Genomic DNA, 21,449 nt, shown 5'->3' with positions numbered 1-21,449 from the left:
AGTTTAAAATAGGGCTTCTCGTAAAACAACCCGAAGAAAATGGAAAGAAACGTTATTGCAAAAAACACAACAATTAATGGTGAAATAATTTCTGAAGGAGATTTTAGAATTGATGGAGTTTTAGAAGGAAGCTTAACAACTAAAGGTAGAGTAATTATTGGTTCTGGAGGTTTTGTAAAAGGTAAAATACACGCATTAAATGCAGATATAGAAGGTAAAATTTCTGGCGAATTAAACGTAGATAAAACTTTAACCGTAAAATCTATTGCAGATATTTCTGGTAACGTAGTTGTTGGTAAACTATCTGTAGAGCCAGGTGCAACATTTAACGCTTCTTGTGCAATGAAAGTAGCTTCTAAAGTTTTAAAAATTGAAGATGGAAAAAAACAAGAGCAACAAACCAACCAAAAAGCCATTAAATAAAGCGCTTCAACTTTCTGGTGCAGGTTTACAAATGGGGTTAACCATTTATTTTGGATTTTTGTTTGGCAAATGGTTAGATAAAACTTTCGAAACAAACTTTTTAAAAGAAACAATTACTCTGCTTGCTGTTTTTTTAGCAATGTATTCTTTAATAAAACAAGCCAATAAAATTAATGATTAAGAAAGCAATTTTCTACACTTCTTTTTTTCTTATTCTATATCTTATTGGGGTTAATACTCACCAACTTATTCTAAATAAGCAAGAGCAAATTCTCCCTTTTTCTTTAGAAAAAGTATATCGATTTCACGCTGTATTTTCTGCATTAATTTGCATTAATTTTATAATACTCTCTATTGTTGATAAAATTTTTGAACAACTAGGTTTTATTTATCTAGGTGTAATTATTTTAAAACTTGTACTTTTTGCGCTTACCTTCTATAAACCAATAATTTCGGATTTAGATTTGTCTATTTCAGCAAGAATTTCTCTTATTATACCCACCTTTATTTTTTTATTAACAGAGGCTTTTTTTGTCATAAAAATTCTAAAAATAAAAGATTCAAAAAAATAGCGCCAAAATGATTTGTCTTTTTGAATTATTCTATATCTTTGCGCGGAATTTACAAAGCGTATTTTTACTATGAAGATTGCAAAAAAATCAATCAAATTTCTTACAATAGCATTAATAGCTCTTTTTACGGCTACAATTTTTGCATCTGGTACTGACAATAAACACGATAATCTAGAAGATGGAGGTCGTGTAAATTCAAAAACAGAAATTGACGATTACATCAAGCATCACCTTGCAGACTCACATGATTTTTCTTTGTTTTCTTACACAAACAAAGAAAATGAAAGAAAACACATTGGTTTTCCTTTGCCTGTAATTTTATGGACTAGCGAAGGTTTGGTAACTTTTATGTCTTCAGAATTTCATCATAATGATGATGGACATGTTGTTGTTGAAAAAAAGGGATTAAAATTCGCTAAAATTCATTCTAAAATTTACGAGTTAGATAAAGGTGCTGCTACAGTATCTTTTGATGAGCATCATCATGCAACAAATGCACACAAAGTTTTAGACTTTTCTATTACTAAAAGTGTTTTTGGAATTCTTTTGGTTTCTTTATTAATGTTTTTCTGGTTTTCTAGATTGGCAAAACAGTACAAAGTTAAAAGCATACCTTCTGGTTTTGGACGTGTTTTAGAACCATTAGTTTTATATGTAAGAAACGAAATTGCAAGACCAAATATTGGAGAAAAGAAATACAGAAAATTTATGCCATTTTTATTAACGGTATTTTTCTTTATTTGGATTTTAAACCTATTAGGTTTAACTCCTTTAGGATTTAATGTTACAGGACAAATTGCAATCACTGTTTGTTTAGCAATATTTACATTAGTAATTTATATCACAAATGGTAGCAAAGATTTTTGGATGCACACATTATGGATGCCAGGTGTACCAAAAATATTAAGACCAATATTAGCAGTTTTAGAGTTGGCAGGTTACTTGTTAATTAAACCTTTCTCTTTACTAGTGCGTTTATTTGCAAACATAACTGCAGGGCACTCTGTTGTTATGGGTATTGCAGCTTTAATGATTTTATTAAAAGCTCAGTTTGGTACAGTAGGGGCTACAGGAATATCATTCTTATTAACCTTGTTTTTAACGGTTATAGAATTATTAGTTGCCTTTTTACAAGCATTTATCTTTACAATGTTATCTGCATTGTTTATAGGTATGGCTGTAGAAGAACACGAGCATCATTAAAAACCCTTGGTGTTTATCATCAAGTACAAAAGAGAATTTTTGTTTAATTAATATATTTTAAAAATCAATTAGTATGTACAATTTAATTGGAGCAGGATTAATCGTAATCGGAGGTGGAATCGGACTTGGTCAAATTGGTGGTAAAGCAATGGAAGGTATTGCTCGTCAACCAGAAGCAGCAGGAAAAATCCAAACAGCGATGATCATTATTGGAGCATTATTAGAAGGTTTAGCATTTGGTGCTTTACTTTTAGGAAAATAATCCAGTACAAAAAAAAAGAAATATATCTGTAACGGTTGGTTACAGATATATTCTTAAAATTAAACAACAAAAGAAAAAATTATATTATGGATATTTTCAATGATTTTTCAGTAGGTCTATTTTCTTTACAATTAGTAATTCTAATTGTGTTATTGGTTTTGTTAAAGAAATTTGCATGGAAACCAATTTTAAATTCTTTAGAAGAAAGAGAGTCTGGTATAGAAGATGCTTTACAGGCTGCAGAAAATGCTCGTAAAGAAATGCAAAACTTAACTGCAGATAATGAAAGATTAGCAAAAGAAGCTAGAGCAGAAAGAGATGCAATGATGAAAGATGCTAGAGATATTAGGGATAAAATGATTGCGGAAGCTAAAGAAGATGCTAAAGAAGTTACTAGTAAGTTAATCGAAAATGCACAAGCTTCTATTCAACAAGAAAAGCAAGCCGCTTTAGCTGAGTTAAAAAAGAATGTAGCAGAATTATCTATAGGTATTGCAGAATCTGTAATTAAAAAAGAATTATCTAATAAAGAAGATCAACTTGCTTTAGTTGAAGGAATCTTAAAAGATGTTACTTTAAACTAAGTTTAACTATGAAAGACGCAAGAGCAGCATTACGTTACGCCAAAGCAATCTTAAATCTTGCTAAAGATTCTAAAGAAGAAACTGCGGTTAATGCAGATATGCATTTAATAGCATCAACTATTGCAGAAAATAGTGAATTTAGAGTAGTTTTAGAAAGCCCGGTTATTAAATCTTCAGATAAAATGAAGGTATTAAACGCTATGTTTACAGGTAAAGTAAACAATATTTCTCTAGGTGTTTTTAACTTATTACAAGAAAATAAAAGGATAGTAATGTTAAGTTCTATAGCTAAACAATACACTATCATTTACGATTACTATAAGCACATACAAGTAGCTAAAGTTACTACTGCTGTTCCAATTACTCCAGAAGTTGAAAAGCAAATTTTAGCAAAAATAGTAGCTTTAACTGGTGAAGAAGCAAATTTAGAAAATCATGTAAATCCAAATATTTTAGGTGGATTTATTTTACGCGTTGGTGATGTACAATATGATGCGAGTGTTTCTAATTATTTAAGTGAATTAAAAAAGGAATTCGACAACAGTCATTACATTCCAAAAATATAGTCAGCTTTTCGCTTATGGCAATCAGCCATTTGTAAAAGCAAATTAAAATTAAAAGTAAATAGCTAACAGCTAGCAGCCAAAAGCTAAAAACTAAAATAAGATGGCAAGTATTAAACCAGCTGAAGTATCAGCAATTTTAAAAGAACAATTAACTAATTTTGAAGCTCAGGCTTCATTAAGCGAAGTAGGTACAGTATTACAAGTAGGTGATGGTATTGCTCGTGTTTACGGATTGTCTAACGTACAATATGGTGAGTTAGTAGAATTCGATAACGGATTAGAAGGTATTGTTTTAAACTTAGAAGAAGATAATGCAGGTGTTGTATTATTAGGAGCTTCAACTTCTGTAAGAGAAGGTTCTACAGTTAAAAGAACTGAAAGAATTGCATCTTTAAGAGCAGGTGAAGGAATTGTAGGTAGAGTTGTAGATACTTTAGGTAGTCCTATAGATGGTAAGGGGCCAATTTCTGGTACTACTTACGAAATGCCTTTAGAGCGTAGAGCACCTGGGGTTATTTATAGAGAGCCAGTAACTGAGCCATTACAAACTGGTATTAAATCTATTGATGCAATGATTCCTGTAGGTAGAGGTCAGCGTGAGTTGATTATTGGAGACCGTCAAACAGGTAAATCTACTGTTGCTATAGATACCATCTTAAATCAAAAAGAATTTTACGATGCTGGTAACCCAGTATATTGTATATATGTTGCAGTAGGTCAAAAAGCATCAACAGTTGCTGCTATTGCAAATATGTTAGAAGAAAGAGGAGCATTAGCTTATACTACTATTGTTGCTGCAAATGCATCAGATCCTGCAGCAATGCAAGTTTATGCACCATTTGCAGGAGCTGCAATTGGAGAGTATTTTAGAGATACAGGTAGACCAGCTTTAATTGTTTTTGATGATTTATCAAAACAAGCAGTTGCATACCGTGAAATTTCTTTATTATTAAGAAGACCTCCAGGACGTGAGGCGTATCCTGGTGATGTATTTTACTTACACTCAAGATTATTAGAAAGAGCTGCAAAAGTAATCAATGATGATAAAATTGCAAGTGAAATGAACGATTTACCTGATACCTTAAAAGGTATTGTAAAAGGTGGGGGTTCTTTAACTGCATTACCAATTATCGAAACACAAGCAGGTGATGTATCAGCATATATTCCAACAAACGTAATTTCTATTACTGATGGACAAATTTTCTTAGATGGAGATTTATTTAACTCAGGTGTAAGACCAGCAATTAACGTAGGTATTTCTGTATCTCGTGTTGGAGGTAATGCACAGATTAAATCTATGAAAAAGGTATCTGGTACATTAAAATTAGATCAAGCTCAGTTTAGAGAATTAGAAGCATTTGCAAAGTTTGGATCTGATTTAGATGCAGCTACAATGAACGTAATTTCTAAAGGACAAAGAAACGTTGAGATTTTAAAACAAGCGCAAAATGATCCTTTTACTGTAGAAGATCAAATTGCAATTATCTATGCTGGTTCTAAGAACTTATTAAAAGACGTTCCTGTTAACCAAGTAAAGAAATTCGAGAAAGATTATATCGATTATTTAAATGCAAAACATAGAGATACTTTAGATGTATTAAAATCTGGTAAATTAACTCCAGAAGCTACTGCAACATTAGAAGCAGCAGCTGCAGAAATTACTAAGCATTTTGCATAATTAGACTTTAGTTTTAGATGTTAGTTTATTTACTAACTAACAACGAAGAACTAAAAACTAAAAACTAGAAAATGGCAAACTTAAAAGAAATACGTAACAGAATTACCTCCATTAAATCTACAATGCAGATTACTTCTGCAATGAAAATGGTTTCTGCTGCAAAGTTGAAAAAGGCTCAAGATGCAATTACAGCAATGCGCCCTTATTCATCTAAATTAACAGAATTGTTGCAAAATTTAAGCGCAACTTTAGATAGCGATACTGGTGGAGCATATTCTACAGAAAGAGAGGTTTCTAAAGTGTTATTGGTTGTGGTAACATCTAATAGAGGTTTGTGTGGTGGTTTTAACTCATCAATAACTAAAACAGTTGTTAAAACAGTTGCAGAAAAGTATGCTGATAAACAAGTAGATATTTTTTCTATTGGTAAAAAAGGAGCAGATGTATTAATTAAAGAATACAATGTTGTAGCTACTAGAAATGATATTTATGATGATTTAACTTTTGATAATGTTGCATTAGTAGCAGAAAAGTTAATGGAATTATTTGTGGATGGAACTTACGATAAAATTGAATTGGTATACAATCAATTTAAAAATGCAGCTACACAAATACCACAAGTAGAGCAGTTTTTACCTATAAAACCAATTGAAGGTGGTGATGCTATTGCCAATTCTGATTATATTTTTGAACCATCAAAAGAAGAGATTGTAGAGGCTTTAATTCCTAAGTCTTTAAAAACGCAATTATACAAAGGTATTAGAGATAGTTTTGCTTCTGAACATGGTGCACGTATGACAGCTATGCACAAAGCAACTGATAATGCATCTGAATTAAGAGATGAATTATTATTAACGTATAACAAAGCACGTCAAGCTGCAATTACTAACGAAATCTTAGAAATTGTTGGTGGAGCTGAAGCTTTGAACAATTAGACGAAACGCAAGTAGAGTCAAATTTACATCAAGCGAAGCTTTGAACAATTAGACGAAACGTAAGTAGAGTCAAATTTACAATAGGCGAAGCATTGAACAATTAGACGAAACGTTTTAGTCGAGTTCTAATTAACTTTTTTAAAATATACAATCGCAATTGATTCTTTTAGGATTCAATTGCGATTTTTTTTTGATATTTGTTTTATGCCAAAACTTCTTCTTTTTTTGATATTGATTTCTTTTCAAACTTTAACAAGTCAAGAAAATACAAAAGAATCATCATATAAAGATGTTTACAAAGCTTTAGAACAAAAAATAGAATATTCTAGGGCACTAACATCAAAAGCACTTTACCCTGAAGCTTATGACAAAATATGGGAGGTTTTAATTACTGCAGATTCCATTAAAAACCCAAAAATAAAATACAAAGCTTACCTACATTTAAGCAGTTTATATTCTATCTTTTTTAAGAAAGAGCAAGCCATTTCTGCTATAGATTCTGTGTTTTTTTATGCTAAAAAATCTGGAGATTTTAAAAATATCAACGTAAAATTTAATCTTTATTATACTGCAGCACTTACGTTTAGAATGAATGGAGATTATCTAAAAGCTCAAGAGTATTTGGCCACAGCAGAACAATTGTTAGACGTTAAAAAAGGGAATAACGTTTATTTTTTTACTGAAAAAGCTCATTTATATACTTTAACAAATAGGTATAAAGAGGCAGAAGAAATTTTAACCTCTATAGAAAATGATATAACATCTAAACATCAATTTGCATCCATTGTTTATTCTATGTTAGGAGATTTATATGTGGCAAAAAAGCAACCTCAAAAAGCGCTTATTTATTATAATAAGTGTTTGGCTGTTATCAATCAACAGAAATCTAGAATTGGTTTAAAGGTAGATTTGTTGAAAAAAATATCTAAACTCAACAGTGAATTAGGGAATTACAAATTGGCATTTCAGCAAATGAATGTATCCAAAACTTTGGGCGATAGTTTGTTTGGTAGCCAAAGTGATCGAAATAATCGTTTGTTTCAAATTAAAGATTCCTATCGAAAATCTATCCTAGAAAACAATCGAATTCAGAAAGAACAGCAATTACAATTGGCAAAAAACGAAAAAGATAAATTTAGATTACAGTTTATTTTTGCAATCATTCTTTTTTTGCTAACAACTGTTGGTGCTTTTTTTGGAATTCGATTACAGCGAAAAAAACATCAAATAGAAAAAAAACTCGCAACAGAAAGAGCAAATGCTGAAATAGAAATTCAGAAAAAAGAATTGGCAGTAACAGCACTACAATTGATGGAAAAAGACAAGCTACTCAATGAAATAAAACAAGGTTTGGAGGCTGTTAAAAAACAGGATGATGATATACAAATAGCACATCTAAAAAGTACAATTAAGGTAAACTCTACTAAAATGTGGGAAGATTTTGAAGCCAGATTTGTACAAGTAAATACTTCATTTTATAATTCTTTAGGTAAAAAACATCCTGATTTAAGCAGAAACGAACTAAAGTTATGTGCATTGGTAAAGTTAAATTTCTCTACAAAAGAAATGTCGCAATTGCTAGGGATTTCTAATGATGGTGTTAATAAAGCGCGCTATAGATTGCGTAAAAAGTTAGACTTACAAAGAGATGTTAATTTAACAACTTATATGAATAGCATTTAGACGATAAAAAAGGCAAGTAAAATTAAATTACTTGCCTTTTTAATTTACAATTTTAAGTGCTACTTTTTAATGATTTTAGTAACCACAAAAGGTTTTACGTCACCTGGTGGAATTATTTTAATCGATTCGTGTTCCACTTCTCCATTTCTTGTTTTAATTCTTAAACGAACAGGTTTTCCATATTCTGGAGGAATAGGAATCTTAATCTTTAGCTTACGTTGCTTGTTTAAAATGGTATAGGTTTTTATAGCATTTCCGGCCATAAAAGTTTCTATAATTGCTTCTTTGCTTGCATTTTTAAAACTCAATTCAGCATCCCAAGTATTTACATAAAAACCAGGATCTACAAAAGTAATTTCATATTCTATCCATTCAGAATTGTCTTCTTTTTCTTTGTTTGTAGAAGTAATGTCAGATTTGTTTTTATATAAATAATCCCATTTTCTGCCATGTTTTTCTTTATCAAATTTATAAAAAGCACTTTTATGTCCCACTTTTACTACTGGTAAAATTCCGCCTGCAACTTCTATGGTTTGTACTGATGAAATGTTTTCACTAGAATTCCCCACCAATATTTCAAAAGCACCTTTTTCTACCATGTATTTTTCTTTTTTGGTGTTGTAATAAGAAAAGGCTTCATAAGGAATTTCAATTGCAACAGTATTTGTTTTTCCTGATGCTACAGAAACACGCTGAAATCCTTTTAAGGCTTTTAAAGGTGTTTTTTCTGATGATTTTACATCACGAATATAAACCTGCACAACTTCATCACCAAATACATTTCCAATATTTTCTACAGTTGCAGAAATGGTTAGTTTTTCATCAGCATTTAATTTTTTGCGATCTAGTTTTACATTGTTGATTTTAAAATCAGTATAACTTAAACCATATCCAAAAGGATACAAAGGTTTTCCTTTAAAATACATATAAGTTCTGCCTCCTTCTTGAATGCTATAATCTTTAAAATCTGGCAAATCTTTATCAGACTTAAACCAAGTTGCGTTTAATTTTCCACCAGGATTTACATCACCAAATAATAAATTTGCTAAAGCATTTCCTTGTTCTTGTCCATTTGGCCACATACAAACAATTCCGTCAATATTTTCTTGTTCCCAAGTAATTGCAGTAGGTCCACTAGGCACTAAAACTAAAATTATATTGTTGTTTACTGCTTTAACTGCTTTAATTAATTTATGTTGATTGCCAGGTAATTTAATCGATTTTCTGTCTGTGTTTTCTGTGGATGTAGTTTCGTCATTACCAACTACTAAAATCACTTGATCCGATTTTTTTGCCAAAGCTACAGCTTCTGCAATTTTTTGATCATCATCATCTTTTGCAGTAACTTCACAACCTTGAGCAAAATTTACGTTTGCATTGGTATAATTTTGAATTCCTTGTAAAGGACTCACTTTGCTCTTTGGATGACCAGAGTAAATTCCCATCCAACAACGATCTGCAAAAGGACCAATCATGGCAATGCTTTTAATATCCTTTTTTAAAGGAAGTGCATTGTTATCATTTTTTAATAAAATCATAGATTGTTCAGCTGCTTTTAAGGCTAATTTTTTATGAGCATTGCTTTCTAAAACACTTGCAGGTATTTCTGAATATGGATTTAGTTTTGGGTCATCAAAATCTCCAGTCATAAAACGTAATCTTAATAATCTACGAACAGAAACATTGAGTTCTTCTTCTGAAAGTAAACCTTGTTGTAAGGCATCTGGCAAGGCATTTACCATGGGTGCTTTTTTAACTTTATTTCTAAAACATTCTTGATCTATACCTGCTTTTATAGCCATAGCTGCAGCTTCTGCTTGACTACCTGCATATTTCATACGGTTTTCTAAGCCTTGTACAGCAGCCCAATCTGCAATTACATAGCCTTTAAAACCCCATTCGTTTCGTAAAACTCCATTTACCAACCAATCATGAGCAGAACAAGGAATGCCATTTAAACCATTTAACCCTGTCATAATTCCTGTTGCTTCTTCATCTACAATACAAGTTTTGTAAGCAGGAAAATAATATTCGTATAAATCTTTTTTACTTACGTACGATTGCGATTTTTCTCTACCTTTTTCTATATTATTGGCAACATAATGCTTAACAGTAGTTACGGTTTTTACATATTTAGGATCATTACCTTGCATTCCTCTAACGTACATTCTTGCAATTTCTGACATTAAAAAAGGATCTTCGCTATAACATTCTCCATTTCTACCCCATCTTGGATCTCTAGCCATATTTACAGTTGGCGAGAACATCATCACTTCTTTTTTCCCCATATTTTTTAGGGCTCTAGCTTCGTTAGAAATTGCTGTTGCCACATCAAACATTAAATCTGGATTCCAAGTGGCACCCATTGCAATATTTTGTGGAAATTGGGTGCAGTTCCAGCCAATAATTCCGTGCAAAGCTTCTCCATACCATTCAAAATAAGGAACACCTAATCTTTCAATTTCTGGAATTCTAGAACCACAATAACTTATTTTTTCTTCTAAAGTCATTTTAGACAGTAAATCTTCTACTCTGTCTTCTACTTTTGCATTTGGATCTTTCCAAATTTGTGCTTTCATCACCAAAGGTGATAAAAATACCACTGCAAACAGTAAGATTATTTTTTGATATTTCATTGTAAATATGTTTATGATTAATTGATTGAAAGGTAGTCTCAAATAAAGAACTTTTAAAAAAATGAATATGGACATTAGTAAGACAAGTGCGTTTTTAAGCCATTTCTTATAAAAAAATGATCGATTGTTCTATTAGAAAGATTTACCAACAAATTTTTATCTTGGTATATAATTTGGAGTAATTCTATAAACTATAAAAAATGAAACGACTTAAATTTATATCCATAATTACAATCATCATTGGTTTTGCAATGTGTAAAAGTTTAAAATTAGAAGAAAATCCTCCATTTAAAATTATTTCTGCAACGTATAAAAATTGGGTGGGTGGTCAGCCAGGTGTTAAAGGAACAAATGTAACAATCAAATTTTCATCAACAAAAACGATTCAATTTGATAGTATTTGTTTTGATAATAAAGTTGCCAAATTACAAACCAAGAATTCCAATGATAATTTATTAATGGGCTATTTTAACACATCAACAAGAAGAGATCTTATTTTAGATGCAAACCCAACAAAAGAGTTGAAAAATACTGTGCCAGCAATTAAAAAATTCCCTTTTAAACTCAACGAAAATGAAGCTGTTATCAGTTATAAAATCAACGGAAAAATAAAATATTACAAAATAAAATCGCTACAAAGAGAGAAATAAATCACATTTATAAATGCATTTAAACACCAGTAAATCAATTACTTATAATTTATTTTAGAAGGTAAAATATTTTTTGGCACGCAATTTGAATATTCATAAGCATAACCACTAAACAGAAAGCTTATGAAAACGCTAAAACTACTTTTTGCTATTATAATTACAGGAACCTTGTTGAGTTCTTGCTCTACAGTTTATTACGACGATTATGATAATTATACACCTACTCTAGAAGAAGTTGTTTCTGGTTACGATTTATGGTATGTAGATTATCATAGAACTACTGGTTCTGGAGATGTACCTTATGTATCTAGAGCATTTACGTTATCATTTATAAACGGTATTTTATACGCAAATAATAATATTGCAGATATTGGAAGAACAGGTAATGGTTTAGGAATTGATGTGGGAACTTACAATACCTATAATGGCGAATTAGAAACCAATCATGATATAGATGGTATTAATGATTTTGATGTAACAATTTTATCTACCAATGAAATTAGAATTTACAACTACAGACAAAATGTAAGCTATTATTTAATAGGCTACAATACTAATAATTTTGATTATGATAAATTGTTTTATGAAAACATAGAATATTTATTACAAGAATACGAAGCTTGGGAAAAAACAAATGCAATTGGAGGTACAGAAAATGCTTTTGATGATGAAAATTACCTGGCATTTACACCAGATAATATAACTACATTTTATAGCTCTCAAGATGAGTTTGGCACACAAGTTGCAAATATAAATTGGGATTATGTTGGTGGATACGAAATATTTGATGTTGATGGTTACGAAGACCTTAAAATTTTAACATTGAATTATGATGGAGGAGATATAGAAGAATTTGAATTAAGCGTTGTTACAGATAATAAAATACGTTTGTACCATTACAATTCAGAAACCACTTACGAATTCTATGGATTAGGTTTTATACAATATCTAAAAAGTGAAAAATCTGTTAAATCCGCTAAAGATATTGTAAGGAATAATGATAGAAAACGTACTAAAATAGAGAGAAAGACAAAGAATAGAAGAAATTTAAAATAAAGTTTGGTTAGTTGATTTTTGATTGGTTATTTCTCAATAACCAATTGAAAGAGGAGCCACCCTGAGGAGGGTGGCTTTTTTATTGTTAATAATTGATGAAAATTTTACAAAATAATCTAGGTGAACAATGGCTACTTTTCATACTTTTAAGGGAAAACAGATATTCTCTTAAATTCCTGAATATCAATAATAAAAAATAAAAAAAAATAAGATTTTTGTTTTTTAGCTAACAAGCAAATAGGCAACAGAAAGTACAAAAAGTATGAATAAAACAGCATTTATTACAGGGGCAACTTCTGGAATAGGAAAAGCAACAGCAATATTGTTTGCAGAACATAAAATTAGATTAATTCTTTGTGGTAGAAGAAAAGAGCGTCTGCAAGATTTAGAAAAAGAACTTGCAAAGTTAACAGAGGTTACTACATTACAATTTGATGTTTCTAAAAAAGACGAAGTACAAACAGCAATAAACTCTTTACCAGAAAATTTTAAAAAAATAGATATTCTTATCAATAACGCTGGTAATGCACATGGTTTAGCAACAATTCAAGATGGAGAAATAGATGATTGGGATGCAATGTTAGACATTAATGTAAAAGGTTTGCTCTACGTATCTAAAGCAATTATACCAACCATGATTAAAAATAACAATGGTTTTATTGTAAATATTGGTTCTATTGCAGGCAAAGAAGTTTATAAAAACGGCAACGTATATTGTGCATCTAAGTTTGCCGTAAATGCTTTAAATAAATCTATGAGACTAGATTTAAATGAACATAATATTAGAGTTTCTGCAATACATCCTGGTTTGGTAGAAACAGAATTTTCTGAGGTTCGTTTTAAAGGAGATACTAAAAGAGCAAAAACTGTTTATCAAGGTTTTAAAGCCTTACAAGCAGAAGATATTGCAGACATTATCCACTTTGTGGTTACAAGACCTTATCATGTAAATATAGAAGATTTGGTTGTTTATCCAACAGCACAAGCCAGTGCAACAATGCTAAATAAGAATTAATATGACACCAACATCAAAAATAATAATCGGTTGTATGTCTTGGGGAAAATGGGGAAAACAATTTTCTACTCAAGAAGCAACAGATCTAATTCAGTTTTGTATAGAAAATGGAAACACCACTTTCGATCATGCAGATATTTATGGAGATTACACCACAGAAGCCGAATTTGGAAAAGCATTTGTACAAAGTAGAATTGCAAGAGAAGAAATACAACTAGTTTCTAAGTGTGGTATCCAACTTGTTGGCGAAACAAGAAATAATAAAGTAAAGCACTATAATTATACAAAAGAATATATTATTTGGAGTGCAGAACAATCGCTAAAAAATTTAAAAACAGATTATTTAGACACTTTTTTATTGCACAGGCCAAGTCCTTTAATGATTCCTGATGAAATAGCTGAAGCCGTTTTAAAATTGCAAGAATCTGGTAAAATCTTACATTTTGGAGTATCAAATTTTACACCTTTTCAGGTGGATTTAATTGCTGATAAAATTCCAATAGCTGTAAATCAAATCGAGTTTTCGTTAACGCAAAATTCAGCAATGACAAATGGTGCTTTAGACCAAATGCTATTAAAGAAAATGCAACCCATGAGTTGGCGTCCTTTAGGAAGTGTTTTTAGAGCAGAAAATCATCAAACAAAAACTATTAAAGCACTTTTAGAAACGCTATCAAAAAAATACAATACTACAGCAGATACTTTGCTTTTGGCTTGGCTTTTTAAACATCCAGCAAAGGTTTCGCCAGTTATTGGTACTACCAATAAACAACGAATTTTAAATGCAAACAAAGCGTTAGAAATAGATTTAGAATTAGAAGATTGGTTTTTGTTATTAGAAGCAAGTAAAGGACAAGAAGTAGATTAAAATGATAAACAAACGCTTACTTATCAAAAACCTACTTTCTCATAATGATGAGAATAGTTTTTACGATAAAAAGCAAAAATTATCATTAGGTTCTAAAGAGGGCAAAGCCAAATTTTTAAAACATATTTGTTCTTTGTCTAACTCGAACCCAGAAAACAATTCTTACATAGTTATTGGTGTAGAAGACGAAGAAAACTTAATTGTTGGCGTCGATTTTTTTGATGATAGCAAAATTCAGAATTTGGTAAATGCGTATTTAAATAATCCACCAAAAATAGAATATTTAAACGTGTCTTTTCCGAGTTTGCCTCGTTATAAAGTGGTGGGTTTGGTTACCATTCATCCTAATAATCTAATTACTTCTTTGTTAAAAAATGCTTGGAAATATAAAGGAGGTACTATTTTTTACAGAAGAGGCAGCAATTCTATGCCTTTTTTAGGTAGCAATTTCGAGCTAAGAAATACCAATAAAGAAATTGTGACTAGCATAGAAAAAAATGCTAGAAATAACATAGAACTTACCCTAAATGGAGTTTTCGATTTTATAAATAATCATAAAAAAGAATACAACCCTCAATACAAAGTTTTTAACGAGCAATTTGTATTGTGTTGGGCAGGCAAAAAGAAAATTATAAATAATAAAGAGTTTTTTACAAGAGTAGATATCGAATTGATTAACGAACAAGTTCGATTGTTTTACTCTTCTTTAGACGATGTAAAAATTACCTACAATCAGCAATCTTTTTTAATTACAGAATATATTTCTTTGGGTATAGATGCTAAAGAAACGTATTATCCTTTAGAAAAAACCATCATCAATTTTAAAAATAATGGAAAACATGCCATTGTTAGAGAATTTTTGTTCAACCCACCTAAATACGACGCTATTATTGTAAAACATATTTATGATAATTGTAATGATATTGTTCAAAAAATAAATGAAAATAAAAAACTTTCTGTGTTAGAGCACGAAGATGTTTTTAGATTGCCTCATAACTATTTACTCTGTTATTTAAACGGATTTTTAGACGCGCCAGAACTACTTAGAAAAGCAAAAAACTACATTAAAAATTTAGAAGACAAAACTACTTACGTAAAGTATAAAGAGGCTATGAGAGTAATTCGAAAAGTAAAATATAACTAAATAGTTAAAAAGGTATTTATTGTGATAAATTGTAAATTTAAAATAGTACTATTTATTCAAATTGATTAAATCATCAACCTGAATAGCTACAAAATCGAAAAGGTTTACATCAAGAATAGTATTTGCAATCGAAAGTTCTGTACAAGCTAAAATTACAGGACTTTCTTTTAAAAAAGAGCCAACTAAATCATTAAACTTTTTTAATAGTTTTTTTGTGTCTTTTTTTTGATAAACTTCAACCCTTACAAAGTCTATAAAATCTTGTTGTTCTTTTGTTGGTTTTAGAATTTTTATTCCAGAATTCTTAAAAGTTTCTGCAATATAATTGGCATTCATGGTGTATTTAGAGCCCAATAAAATTGCCCTTTTTTTATTTGCTTTTTGCATTCTTTTTATTGTACCAAAAAGTGGATGAGCAATAAGAATATCAGAATTTACAGAGCTCCACAATTTGTCTATTGTTTCGTGAAGTGTAATATTGGGTATAATTATTCCTTTAATTTTAAGTGATGCTAATTCTTGTAAATGTTTTTTAATGATGGCATCTAAATCAGCAGAAGCGTAAGGTAAAAGATTGTTTATTTTATCAAAATTAGTGCTAACAACTGTAAAATAATCGCTTGAATTTATATTTTTATGACCAATTCTTGTATTCAATAATTGAATATAATACGCTGTAGAATCTAATCCTAATTCTAAAATCCCGAATTTTTTATGTTGATTTTTGTCTATGCTTTGCATAAAATATAATTTGCAAAATAGGCTTTAGAATCTGTTAGTTTGTCTAAAATAAAAAAGTCTGTTGGCTTTAGAATTTTTTGTAAAATATCATCATTGTATTTTCTAGAAATTTCTGTAGCAATTTTTTCTCCTTTTGCAAAAGAATAGGTTTTATCTAAAGATTTAAAATATACTTTTTGATTTGTTTTGCTCGATAAAAAACTTTTTGCAATACCATCTTTTTCTGAATATTCAGGCAAATGATCAAATTGATTTATTACAAAATTAGCACCCAATTCAGTGTTCATTCTATGCAATAAATTCAAGTTAAAATCTTTGGTAACTCCACTGTTATCATTGTAAGCAGCCAACACAACAGATTTTTCTTTTATTAAATCTACACCTAATAAAAGCTTGTCGTTTTTATGCAAATTACTGCCTAAATTGTATATAAATTCAGTTGCAATTTCATCAGACATGTTACCAATATTAGAGCCCAAAAACAGAATTACTTTGGGTTTTGTTCTTTCTTTAAAAGAAGCAAGCATCTCAAAATAATCGCCTTGTTTTTTTACAAAATTTACTTTTGGTAGATCTTTTTTAATCGATTTTTCTAGAATATCTAAAGCATTTTGAGAAATATCAACAGGAAAATAATCGAAATGAAAACCTCTTTCTTGCAAGCATTTTAATAATTCTTTGGTTTTTAAACCATCGCCTGCACCTAATTCTATCAACTCAAAATATTGGTCTTTATTAATCTCTAAATGATCTATTATTTTGTTAGACTGATTTTTAAAAATTTCTAGTTCAGATCTTGTTAAATAATATTCTTGTAAGTGCATAATTTTTGCAAATAAAGCATCACCAATTTCATCATAAAAATATTTAGAAGAAATGTATTTTGATGATTGAGATAAACCTTGGTCTACATCTTTTTTAAATTGCTCTGTCATATTATTTTGCTAAACGAATTCCTGTAAATTGCCATTGAGCATCAGGATGAAAGAAATTTCTATAGGTTTTTCTACTGTGATTTGGAGCTGTGGCTACAGATGCGCCTCTAAGCACCATTTGGTTAATCATAAATTTACCATTGTATTCGCCAATAGCGCCTTCTGCTTTATTAAAATTCGGATAAGGTAAATACGCACTATTTGTCCACTCCCAACGTTTTCCCCAATTTAATTGATCTGCTGCAATTTCCCATTCAAATTCAGTTGGCAATCGCATTTTTTTCCACTCTGCAAAAGCAGCAGCTTCATAAAAACTGATGTGTTGTAATATATCGTTTTTGGGTATTTCTTGTAATCCTTTTAAAGAATAAAAATGCCATTTTCCATCAATTTTATGCCAATATAAAGGAGCTTTAACCTTGTTTTTTTGTACCCAAGACCAACCTTCATCTAACCACAAATTAAAATCGTTGTAACCACCAGCTTCAATAAATTGAATGTATTCTTGGTTGGTTACTAAATTTTTACTGATTTCAAATTGATGTAAATACACTTTGTGCACGCCCAATTCATTATCGTAACAAAATCCATTTTCTTGATATCCAATTTTATAAACGCCTTCTGAAATAGTTACAAATTCAGCATCTGAATTTACAGTATTTTCTGATGGATTAAAATTGGCATCATAAACAGGAAAAATGGGATTATTACCCAACATGTATTTAATATCTGTAAGTAATAATTCTTGATGTTGTTGTTCGTGATGAATGCCTAATGTAATCAATTCACTTACTTTATCATCCTTGTTATTGTCTAACAACATCAGCATAAATTGATTTACATACGCTCTGTATTTGTAAACTTCATCTACACTTGGGCGTGTTAAATTACCTCTATTTGCTCTAAAAACGCGATTACCAATATTATTGTAATAGCTATTGAACAAGAAGTTAAAATCTGGATGAAATTCTTTATAATTTTTTAAAAATGATTTTAAAATAAAAGTTTCGAAAAACCAAGTAGTATGTGCCAAATGCCATTTTGCAGGACTAGCAAAAACGGCAACTTGCACAACATAATCTTCAATAGATAAAGGTTTACAGATTTGTTCTGTAAATTTTCTAGTAGCTATAAATTGATTTTTTAAACGCATGCCTTTTCCTTTCTATTGCTGTAAAGATTGGTTTTATATTACCTGATTACAAAAAAGTGAGATGTATTTTATGTTAAATTTTAATTCTAAAAACAAACAATTTTCAATTCCGGTTTACAAATCGAACTTAATGCCTTGAGCCAAAGGTAAATCTGTGGTGTAATTAATCGTGTTGGTTTGTCTACGCATATACACTTTCCATGCATCAGAACCAGATTCACGTCCGCCTCCAGTTTCTTTTTCGCCACCAAAAGCGCCACCAATTTCTGCACCCGAAGTTCCAATATTAACATTTGCAATTCCACAATCAGAACCAGCTACTGATAGAAAAGCTTCAGCTTCTCGTAAATTATTAGTCATTATTGCAGAAGATAAACCTTGTGCAACTCCATTCTGAATTTCTATAGCATTTGAAACATCACCAGAATATTTTAGTAAGTATAAAACAGGTGCAAAAGTTTCTTGTTGTACAATTTCAAATTCGTTTTTAGCTTCTGCAATGGCAGGTTTTACATAACAACCAGATTCGTAACCATCTCCTTTTAAAACACCACCATCAACAATAATATTTCCACCTTCTTCAACTACTTTTGTTAATGCGTTTTCATACATTTTAACAGCATCTGTGTCAATTAAAGGACCTACATGATTGTTTTCGTCTAACGGATTTCCTATGCGTAATTGGTTGTAAGCCTTTACAACAGCCTCTTTTACTTTATTATAAACAGATTCATGTATAATTAATCTTCTTGTAGATGTACATCTTTGGCCAGCAGTACCTACAGCACCAAAAACAGCACCAATTACGGTCATTTTTATATCTGCATCTGGAGTTACAATAATGGCGTTATTTCCACCCAATTCTAATAAAGATTTCCCTAATCGTCCAGCAACTTCTTTAGCCACAATTTTACCCATTCTTGTAGATCCTGTTGCAGAAACTAAAGGAATTCTGCTATCTTTTGTCATGAATTCTCCCACTTTATAATCGCCATTAATTAAACAAGAAATACCTTCAGGCAAATTATTTTCGGCTAAAACTTCTGCAATTATATTTTGGCAAGCTACACCACATAAAGGTGTTTTTTCACTGGGTTTCCAAACACAAACATCACCACAAATCCAAGCTAAAGCTGTGTTCCAAGCCCAAACAGCTACAGGAAAATTAAAAGCAGAAATAATACCAACAATTCCTAAAGGATGATATTGTTCGTACATTCTATGTCCTGGTCTTTCTGAGTGCATGGTTAAACCATGTAATTGGCGTGATAAACCCACTGCAAAATCGCAGATATCAATCATTTCTTGCACTTCTCCTAAACCTTCTTGATAGCTTTTCCCCATTTCATAAGATACCAATTTCCCTAAAGCTTCTTTTTTATTGCGCAATTTTTCTCCAAACTGACGTACAATTTCACCTCTTAAAGGTGCAGGTTTTGTTCGCCAAGTTTTAAAAGCTTTTTCAGCTTCTAACATCACTTTTGTATAATCTTCTTTTGATGTTGCTTTTACTTTTCCGATGATTTTACCATCAACAGGAGAGTAACTTGTTATAATTTCTCCGCTAGAAAAATTTGTGTTTCCTGTAGAAGTTCCTTCATTTATATCTTGTAAACCTAAGGTTAATAATGCTTGTTTTATTCCAAAATCTGTCATTTTGTATTTTGTTTTAAGTTATTTGACTAAAAAATCTTTATTTTAGAACTTCGAATTTACGAATAAATTCACTTATAAATAATTAAACAATAACAATAGTTTTTGTTTAATATTAAACATTTAAATATGAAACCACAATTTCTTTTTCTTGCTTTTTTAATGATTTTATTAGGATGTAAAACTGAGTCAGATTCACCATCCGAAGAAAAAAGTACAACCACCAAACAAAATGAATTTGCGATTATTATTCATGGTGGAGCAGGCACAATTTTAAAAAAAAATATGTCTGATGAAAAAGAAGCTGCTTACAGAGCCAAATTAGCAGAAGCTATAAAAGTTGGCCATACTATTTTAAAAAATGGAGGTACAAGTCAAGAAGCAGTAGTAAAAACCATACAAGTAATGGAAGAATCTCCATTATTTAATGCAGGTAAAGGAGCTGTTTTTACCAATTCTGGCACAAACGAATTGGATGCTTCTTTTATGGATGGAAAAACTTTAAATGCTGGTGCAGTTGCTGGTGTAAAAGACGTTAAAAGTCCTATTGAACTTGCTGTAAAAGTAATGACAGATTCAGAGCATGTTATGCTTTCTGGTGATGGAGCAAGTACATTTGCTAAAGAAAAAGGATTAGAAATTGTAGACCCGAGTTACTTTTATACAGAAAGACGCTTTAAATCTTTACAAAGAATAAAAGACAGAGAAAAAACAGAATTAGATCATGATGATAAAACTGCTGCTTTTTACGATTCAGATATTAAAAACAGCAAGTTTGGAACTGTGGGTTGTGTAGCTTTAGATAAATACGGAAATATTGCTGCAGGAACTTCTACTGGAGGAATGACCAACAAACGATGGGGAAGAATTGGAGATGCTCCAATTATTGGTTCTGGTACTTACGCCAACAATTTAACTTGTGGAGTTTCTTCAACAGGTTGGGGCGAGTATTTTATAAGAAGTCAAGTTGCGTATGATATTTCTGCGCAAATGGAATATCAACAAAAAACATTAAAAGAAGCTACAACAGATGTTATTCAAAATAAGTTAACCCAATTAGGAGGAACAGGTGGTGTTGTAGCTCTTGATAAAAACGGTAATATGTCTTTCGAGTTTAATACTGCTGGTATGTACAGAGCTTCTATGAACGATAAAGGAACATTAATTGTAAAAATTTACAAAGAATAATCTAACCATTTTTCTGGCAAAGGCTCTAAATTTAGCTCAATAACTTTAGAATCTATTTTTTTAGAAAACCTAGAGAGCGAAATATTTTGAGTAGAAAGGTTAATATTATGCTTTTTATTAATCATTTTTAAAACCTCTTGCATGGTTCTTTTAGCACATAAAACTAAGCTATTCATCATAGAGTTAGATTCGTTAGATAAATCGTAGAGATCTACGTAATATTTTGGTTCATTATCTTTATAAATGATCCATTGTGAGGGTTTTCTATTGGGGATTTTAATAATCTTTTTGGTGCCCAATAGTGTTTTATAAGTAACTTCAATAAGTTTCATTTCTACATCTTTTAAATTAAAAAAATATCACGCAATCATTTTTAAGAAACTCTAAATGCTAATTCAAAAAAGCAAACAAAATTAGTAGTTTTTTTAGTTTTTTAGCAATATGTTTCGTTAAAATGTATGATCTAATAGATAATCAGTAAATTACATACGTATTTTTTGCTAA

The 21,449-nt window shown here is 30.5% G+C and carries 22 protein-coding genes; 16 read left to right on the top strand and 6 right to left on the bottom strand.

Going from position 1 to position 21,449, the window contains the following annotated elements; translation table 11 throughout:
- Positions 1–39: 39 nt before the first annotated feature.
- The 10 genes from ACWYN7_RS02925 (at position 40) to ACWYN7_RS02880 (ending at position 7,906) form a co-directional block, all read left to right on the top strand.
- Positions 40–423: a bactofilin family protein gene (locus tag ACWYN7_RS02925; protein ID WP_462858350.1), complete on the top strand. Its 384-nt coding sequence runs from the start codon at positions 40–42 to the stop codon at positions 421–423.
- Complete coding sequence (locus ACWYN7_RS02920; protein WP_462858349.1) at positions 377–604, top strand: AtpZ/AtpI family protein; 228 nt, start codon at positions 377–379, stop codon at positions 602–604. The genes ACWYN7_RS02925 and ACWYN7_RS02920 overlap by 47 nt, the downstream gene beginning before the upstream one ends.
- Positions 597–995, top strand: a complete 399-nt coding sequence (locus ACWYN7_RS02915; protein WP_462858348.1) for a DUF6168 family protein — start codon at positions 597–599, stop codon at positions 993–995. Before ACWYN7_RS02920 ends, ACWYN7_RS02915 begins: the two co-directional genes overlap by 8 nt.
- A gap of 69 nt (positions 996–1,064) precedes the next feature.
- A complete protein-coding gene (gene atpB / locus ACWYN7_RS02910) occupies positions 1,065–2,198 on the top strand; it encodes a F0F1 ATP synthase subunit A (RefSeq protein ID WP_462858347.1) in 1,134 nt (377 codons plus the stop codon).
- Positions 2,199–2,271: 73 nt separating this feature from the next.
- Positions 2,272–2,460, top strand: coding sequence for an ATP synthase F0 subunit C (gene atpE / locus ACWYN7_RS02905; RefSeq protein ID WP_053973883.1), 189 nt, complete (start codon positions 2,272–2,274; stop codon positions 2,458–2,460).
- A gap of 86 nt (positions 2,461–2,546) precedes the next feature.
- Positions 2,547–3,044 (top strand): F0F1 ATP synthase subunit B, encoded by a 498-nt coding sequence (locus ACWYN7_RS02900; RefSeq protein WP_462858346.1) that lies wholly within the window; start codon positions 2,547–2,549, stop codon positions 3,042–3,044.
- Positions 3,045–3,052: 8 nt separating this feature from the next.
- Complete coding sequence (atpH, locus tag ACWYN7_RS02895; protein ID WP_462858345.1) at positions 3,053–3,610, top strand: ATP synthase F1 subunit delta; 558 nt, start codon at positions 3,053–3,055, stop codon at positions 3,608–3,610.
- Between the two features lie 100 nt (positions 3,611–3,710).
- Positions 3,711–5,288: a F0F1 ATP synthase subunit alpha gene (gene atpA / locus ACWYN7_RS02890; protein ID WP_459487111.1), complete on the top strand. Its 1,578-nt coding sequence runs from the start codon at positions 3,711–3,713 to the stop codon at positions 5,286–5,288.
- Positions 5,289–5,359: 71 nt separating this feature from the next.
- The gene (atpG, locus tag ACWYN7_RS02885; RefSeq protein WP_462858344.1) at positions 5,360–6,223 is read left to right on the top strand and encodes an ATP synthase F1 subunit gamma; all 864 of its coding nucleotides are present in this window, start codon (positions 5,360–5,362) and stop codon (positions 6,221–6,223) included.
- A 204-nt stretch (positions 6,224–6,427) separates the two neighbouring features.
- Positions 6,428–7,906, top strand: coding sequence for a tetratricopeptide repeat protein (locus tag ACWYN7_RS02880; protein WP_462858343.1), 1,479 nt, complete (start codon positions 6,428–6,430; stop codon positions 7,904–7,906).
- A gap of 59 nt (positions 7,907–7,965) precedes the next feature.
- On the opposite strand, the gene ACWYN7_RS02875 is transcribed toward ACWYN7_RS02880, so the two are convergent.
- Complete coding sequence (locus ACWYN7_RS02875; RefSeq protein ID WP_462858342.1) at positions 7,966–10,542, bottom strand: glycoside hydrolase family 3 C-terminal domain-containing protein; 2,577 nt, start codon at positions 10,540–10,542, stop codon at positions 7,966–7,968.
- 200 nt (positions 10,543–10,742) lie between these two features.
- On the opposite strand from ACWYN7_RS02875, the gene ACWYN7_RS02870 reads away from it, so the two are divergent.
- From ACWYN7_RS02870 to ACWYN7_RS02850, 5 genes are all read left to right on the top strand, one after another.
- Entirely contained in the window at positions 10,743–11,192 is a 450-nt protein-coding gene (locus tag ACWYN7_RS02870; RefSeq protein ID WP_462858341.1) for a hypothetical protein, read from the top strand.
- Between the two features lie 123 nt (positions 11,193–11,315).
- The gene (locus ACWYN7_RS02865; RefSeq protein WP_462858340.1) at positions 11,316–12,248 is read left to right on the top strand and encodes a hypothetical protein; all 933 of its coding nucleotides are present in this window, start codon (positions 11,316–11,318) and stop codon (positions 12,246–12,248) included.
- 262 nt (positions 12,249–12,510) lie between these two features.
- Positions 12,511–13,263, top strand: coding sequence for an SDR family NAD(P)-dependent oxidoreductase (locus tag ACWYN7_RS02860; RefSeq protein ID WP_462858339.1), 753 nt, complete (start codon positions 12,511–12,513; stop codon positions 13,261–13,263).
- Position 13,264: 1 nt separating this feature from the next.
- Positions 13,265–14,131 (top strand): aldo/keto reductase, encoded by an 867-nt coding sequence (locus ACWYN7_RS02855; protein ID WP_462858338.1) that lies wholly within the window; start codon positions 13,265–13,267, stop codon positions 14,129–14,131.
- A 1-nt stretch (position 14,132) separates the two neighbouring features.
- Positions 14,133–15,275, top strand: a complete 1,143-nt coding sequence (locus tag ACWYN7_RS02850) for a DUF5929 domain-containing protein (RefSeq protein ID WP_462858337.1) — start codon at positions 14,133–14,135, stop codon at positions 15,273–15,275.
- A 48-nt stretch (positions 15,276–15,323) separates the two neighbouring features.
- Here ACWYN7_RS02850 and ACWYN7_RS02845 read toward each other — a convergent pair whose 3' ends face one another.
- The 4 genes from ACWYN7_RS02845 to amaB all read right to left on the bottom strand — a co-directional run bounded on the left by ACWYN7_RS02845 (position 15,324) and on the right by amaB (position 19,760).
- Positions 15,324–16,016: an aspartate/glutamate racemase family protein gene (locus ACWYN7_RS02845; RefSeq protein ID WP_462858336.1), complete on the bottom strand. Its 693-nt coding sequence runs from the start codon at positions 16,014–16,016 to the stop codon at positions 15,324–15,326.
- Complete coding sequence (locus ACWYN7_RS02840; RefSeq protein WP_462858335.1) at positions 16,004–16,951, bottom strand: L-histidine N(alpha)-methyltransferase; 948 nt, start codon at positions 16,949–16,951, stop codon at positions 16,004–16,006. Before ACWYN7_RS02840 ends, ACWYN7_RS02845 begins: the two co-directional genes overlap by 13 nt.
- A 1-nt stretch (position 16,952) precedes the next feature.
- Positions 16,953–18,104 (bottom strand): ergothioneine biosynthesis protein EgtB, encoded by a 1,152-nt coding sequence (egtB, locus tag ACWYN7_RS02835; protein WP_462858334.1) that lies wholly within the window; start codon positions 18,102–18,104, stop codon positions 16,953–16,955.
- 114 nt (positions 18,105–18,218) lie between these two features.
- A complete protein-coding gene (gene amaB, locus ACWYN7_RS02830; RefSeq protein WP_462858333.1) occupies positions 18,219–19,760 on the bottom strand; it encodes an L-piperidine-6-carboxylate dehydrogenase in 1,542 nt (513 codons plus the stop codon).
- Between the two features lie 126 nt (positions 19,761–19,886).
- On the opposite strand from amaB, the gene ACWYN7_RS02825 reads away from it, so the two are divergent.
- Positions 19,887–20,945 (top strand): isoaspartyl peptidase/L-asparaginase family protein, encoded by a 1,059-nt coding sequence (locus ACWYN7_RS02825; RefSeq protein WP_462858332.1) that lies wholly within the window; start codon positions 19,887–19,889, stop codon positions 20,943–20,945.
- On the opposite strand, the gene ACWYN7_RS02820 is transcribed toward ACWYN7_RS02825, so the two are convergent.
- Complete coding sequence (locus ACWYN7_RS02820; RefSeq protein ID WP_462858331.1) at positions 20,933–21,277, bottom strand: hypothetical protein; 345 nt, start codon at positions 21,275–21,277, stop codon at positions 20,933–20,935. The two genes, ACWYN7_RS02825 and ACWYN7_RS02820, sit on opposite strands and share 13 nt — an antisense overlap.
- Between the last annotated feature and the right edge of the window lie 172 nt (positions 21,278–21,449).

Source organism: Polaribacter sp. M10 (assembly GCF_054968445.1).
This window is presented reverse-complemented; position numbering and strand designations above follow the sequence as displayed.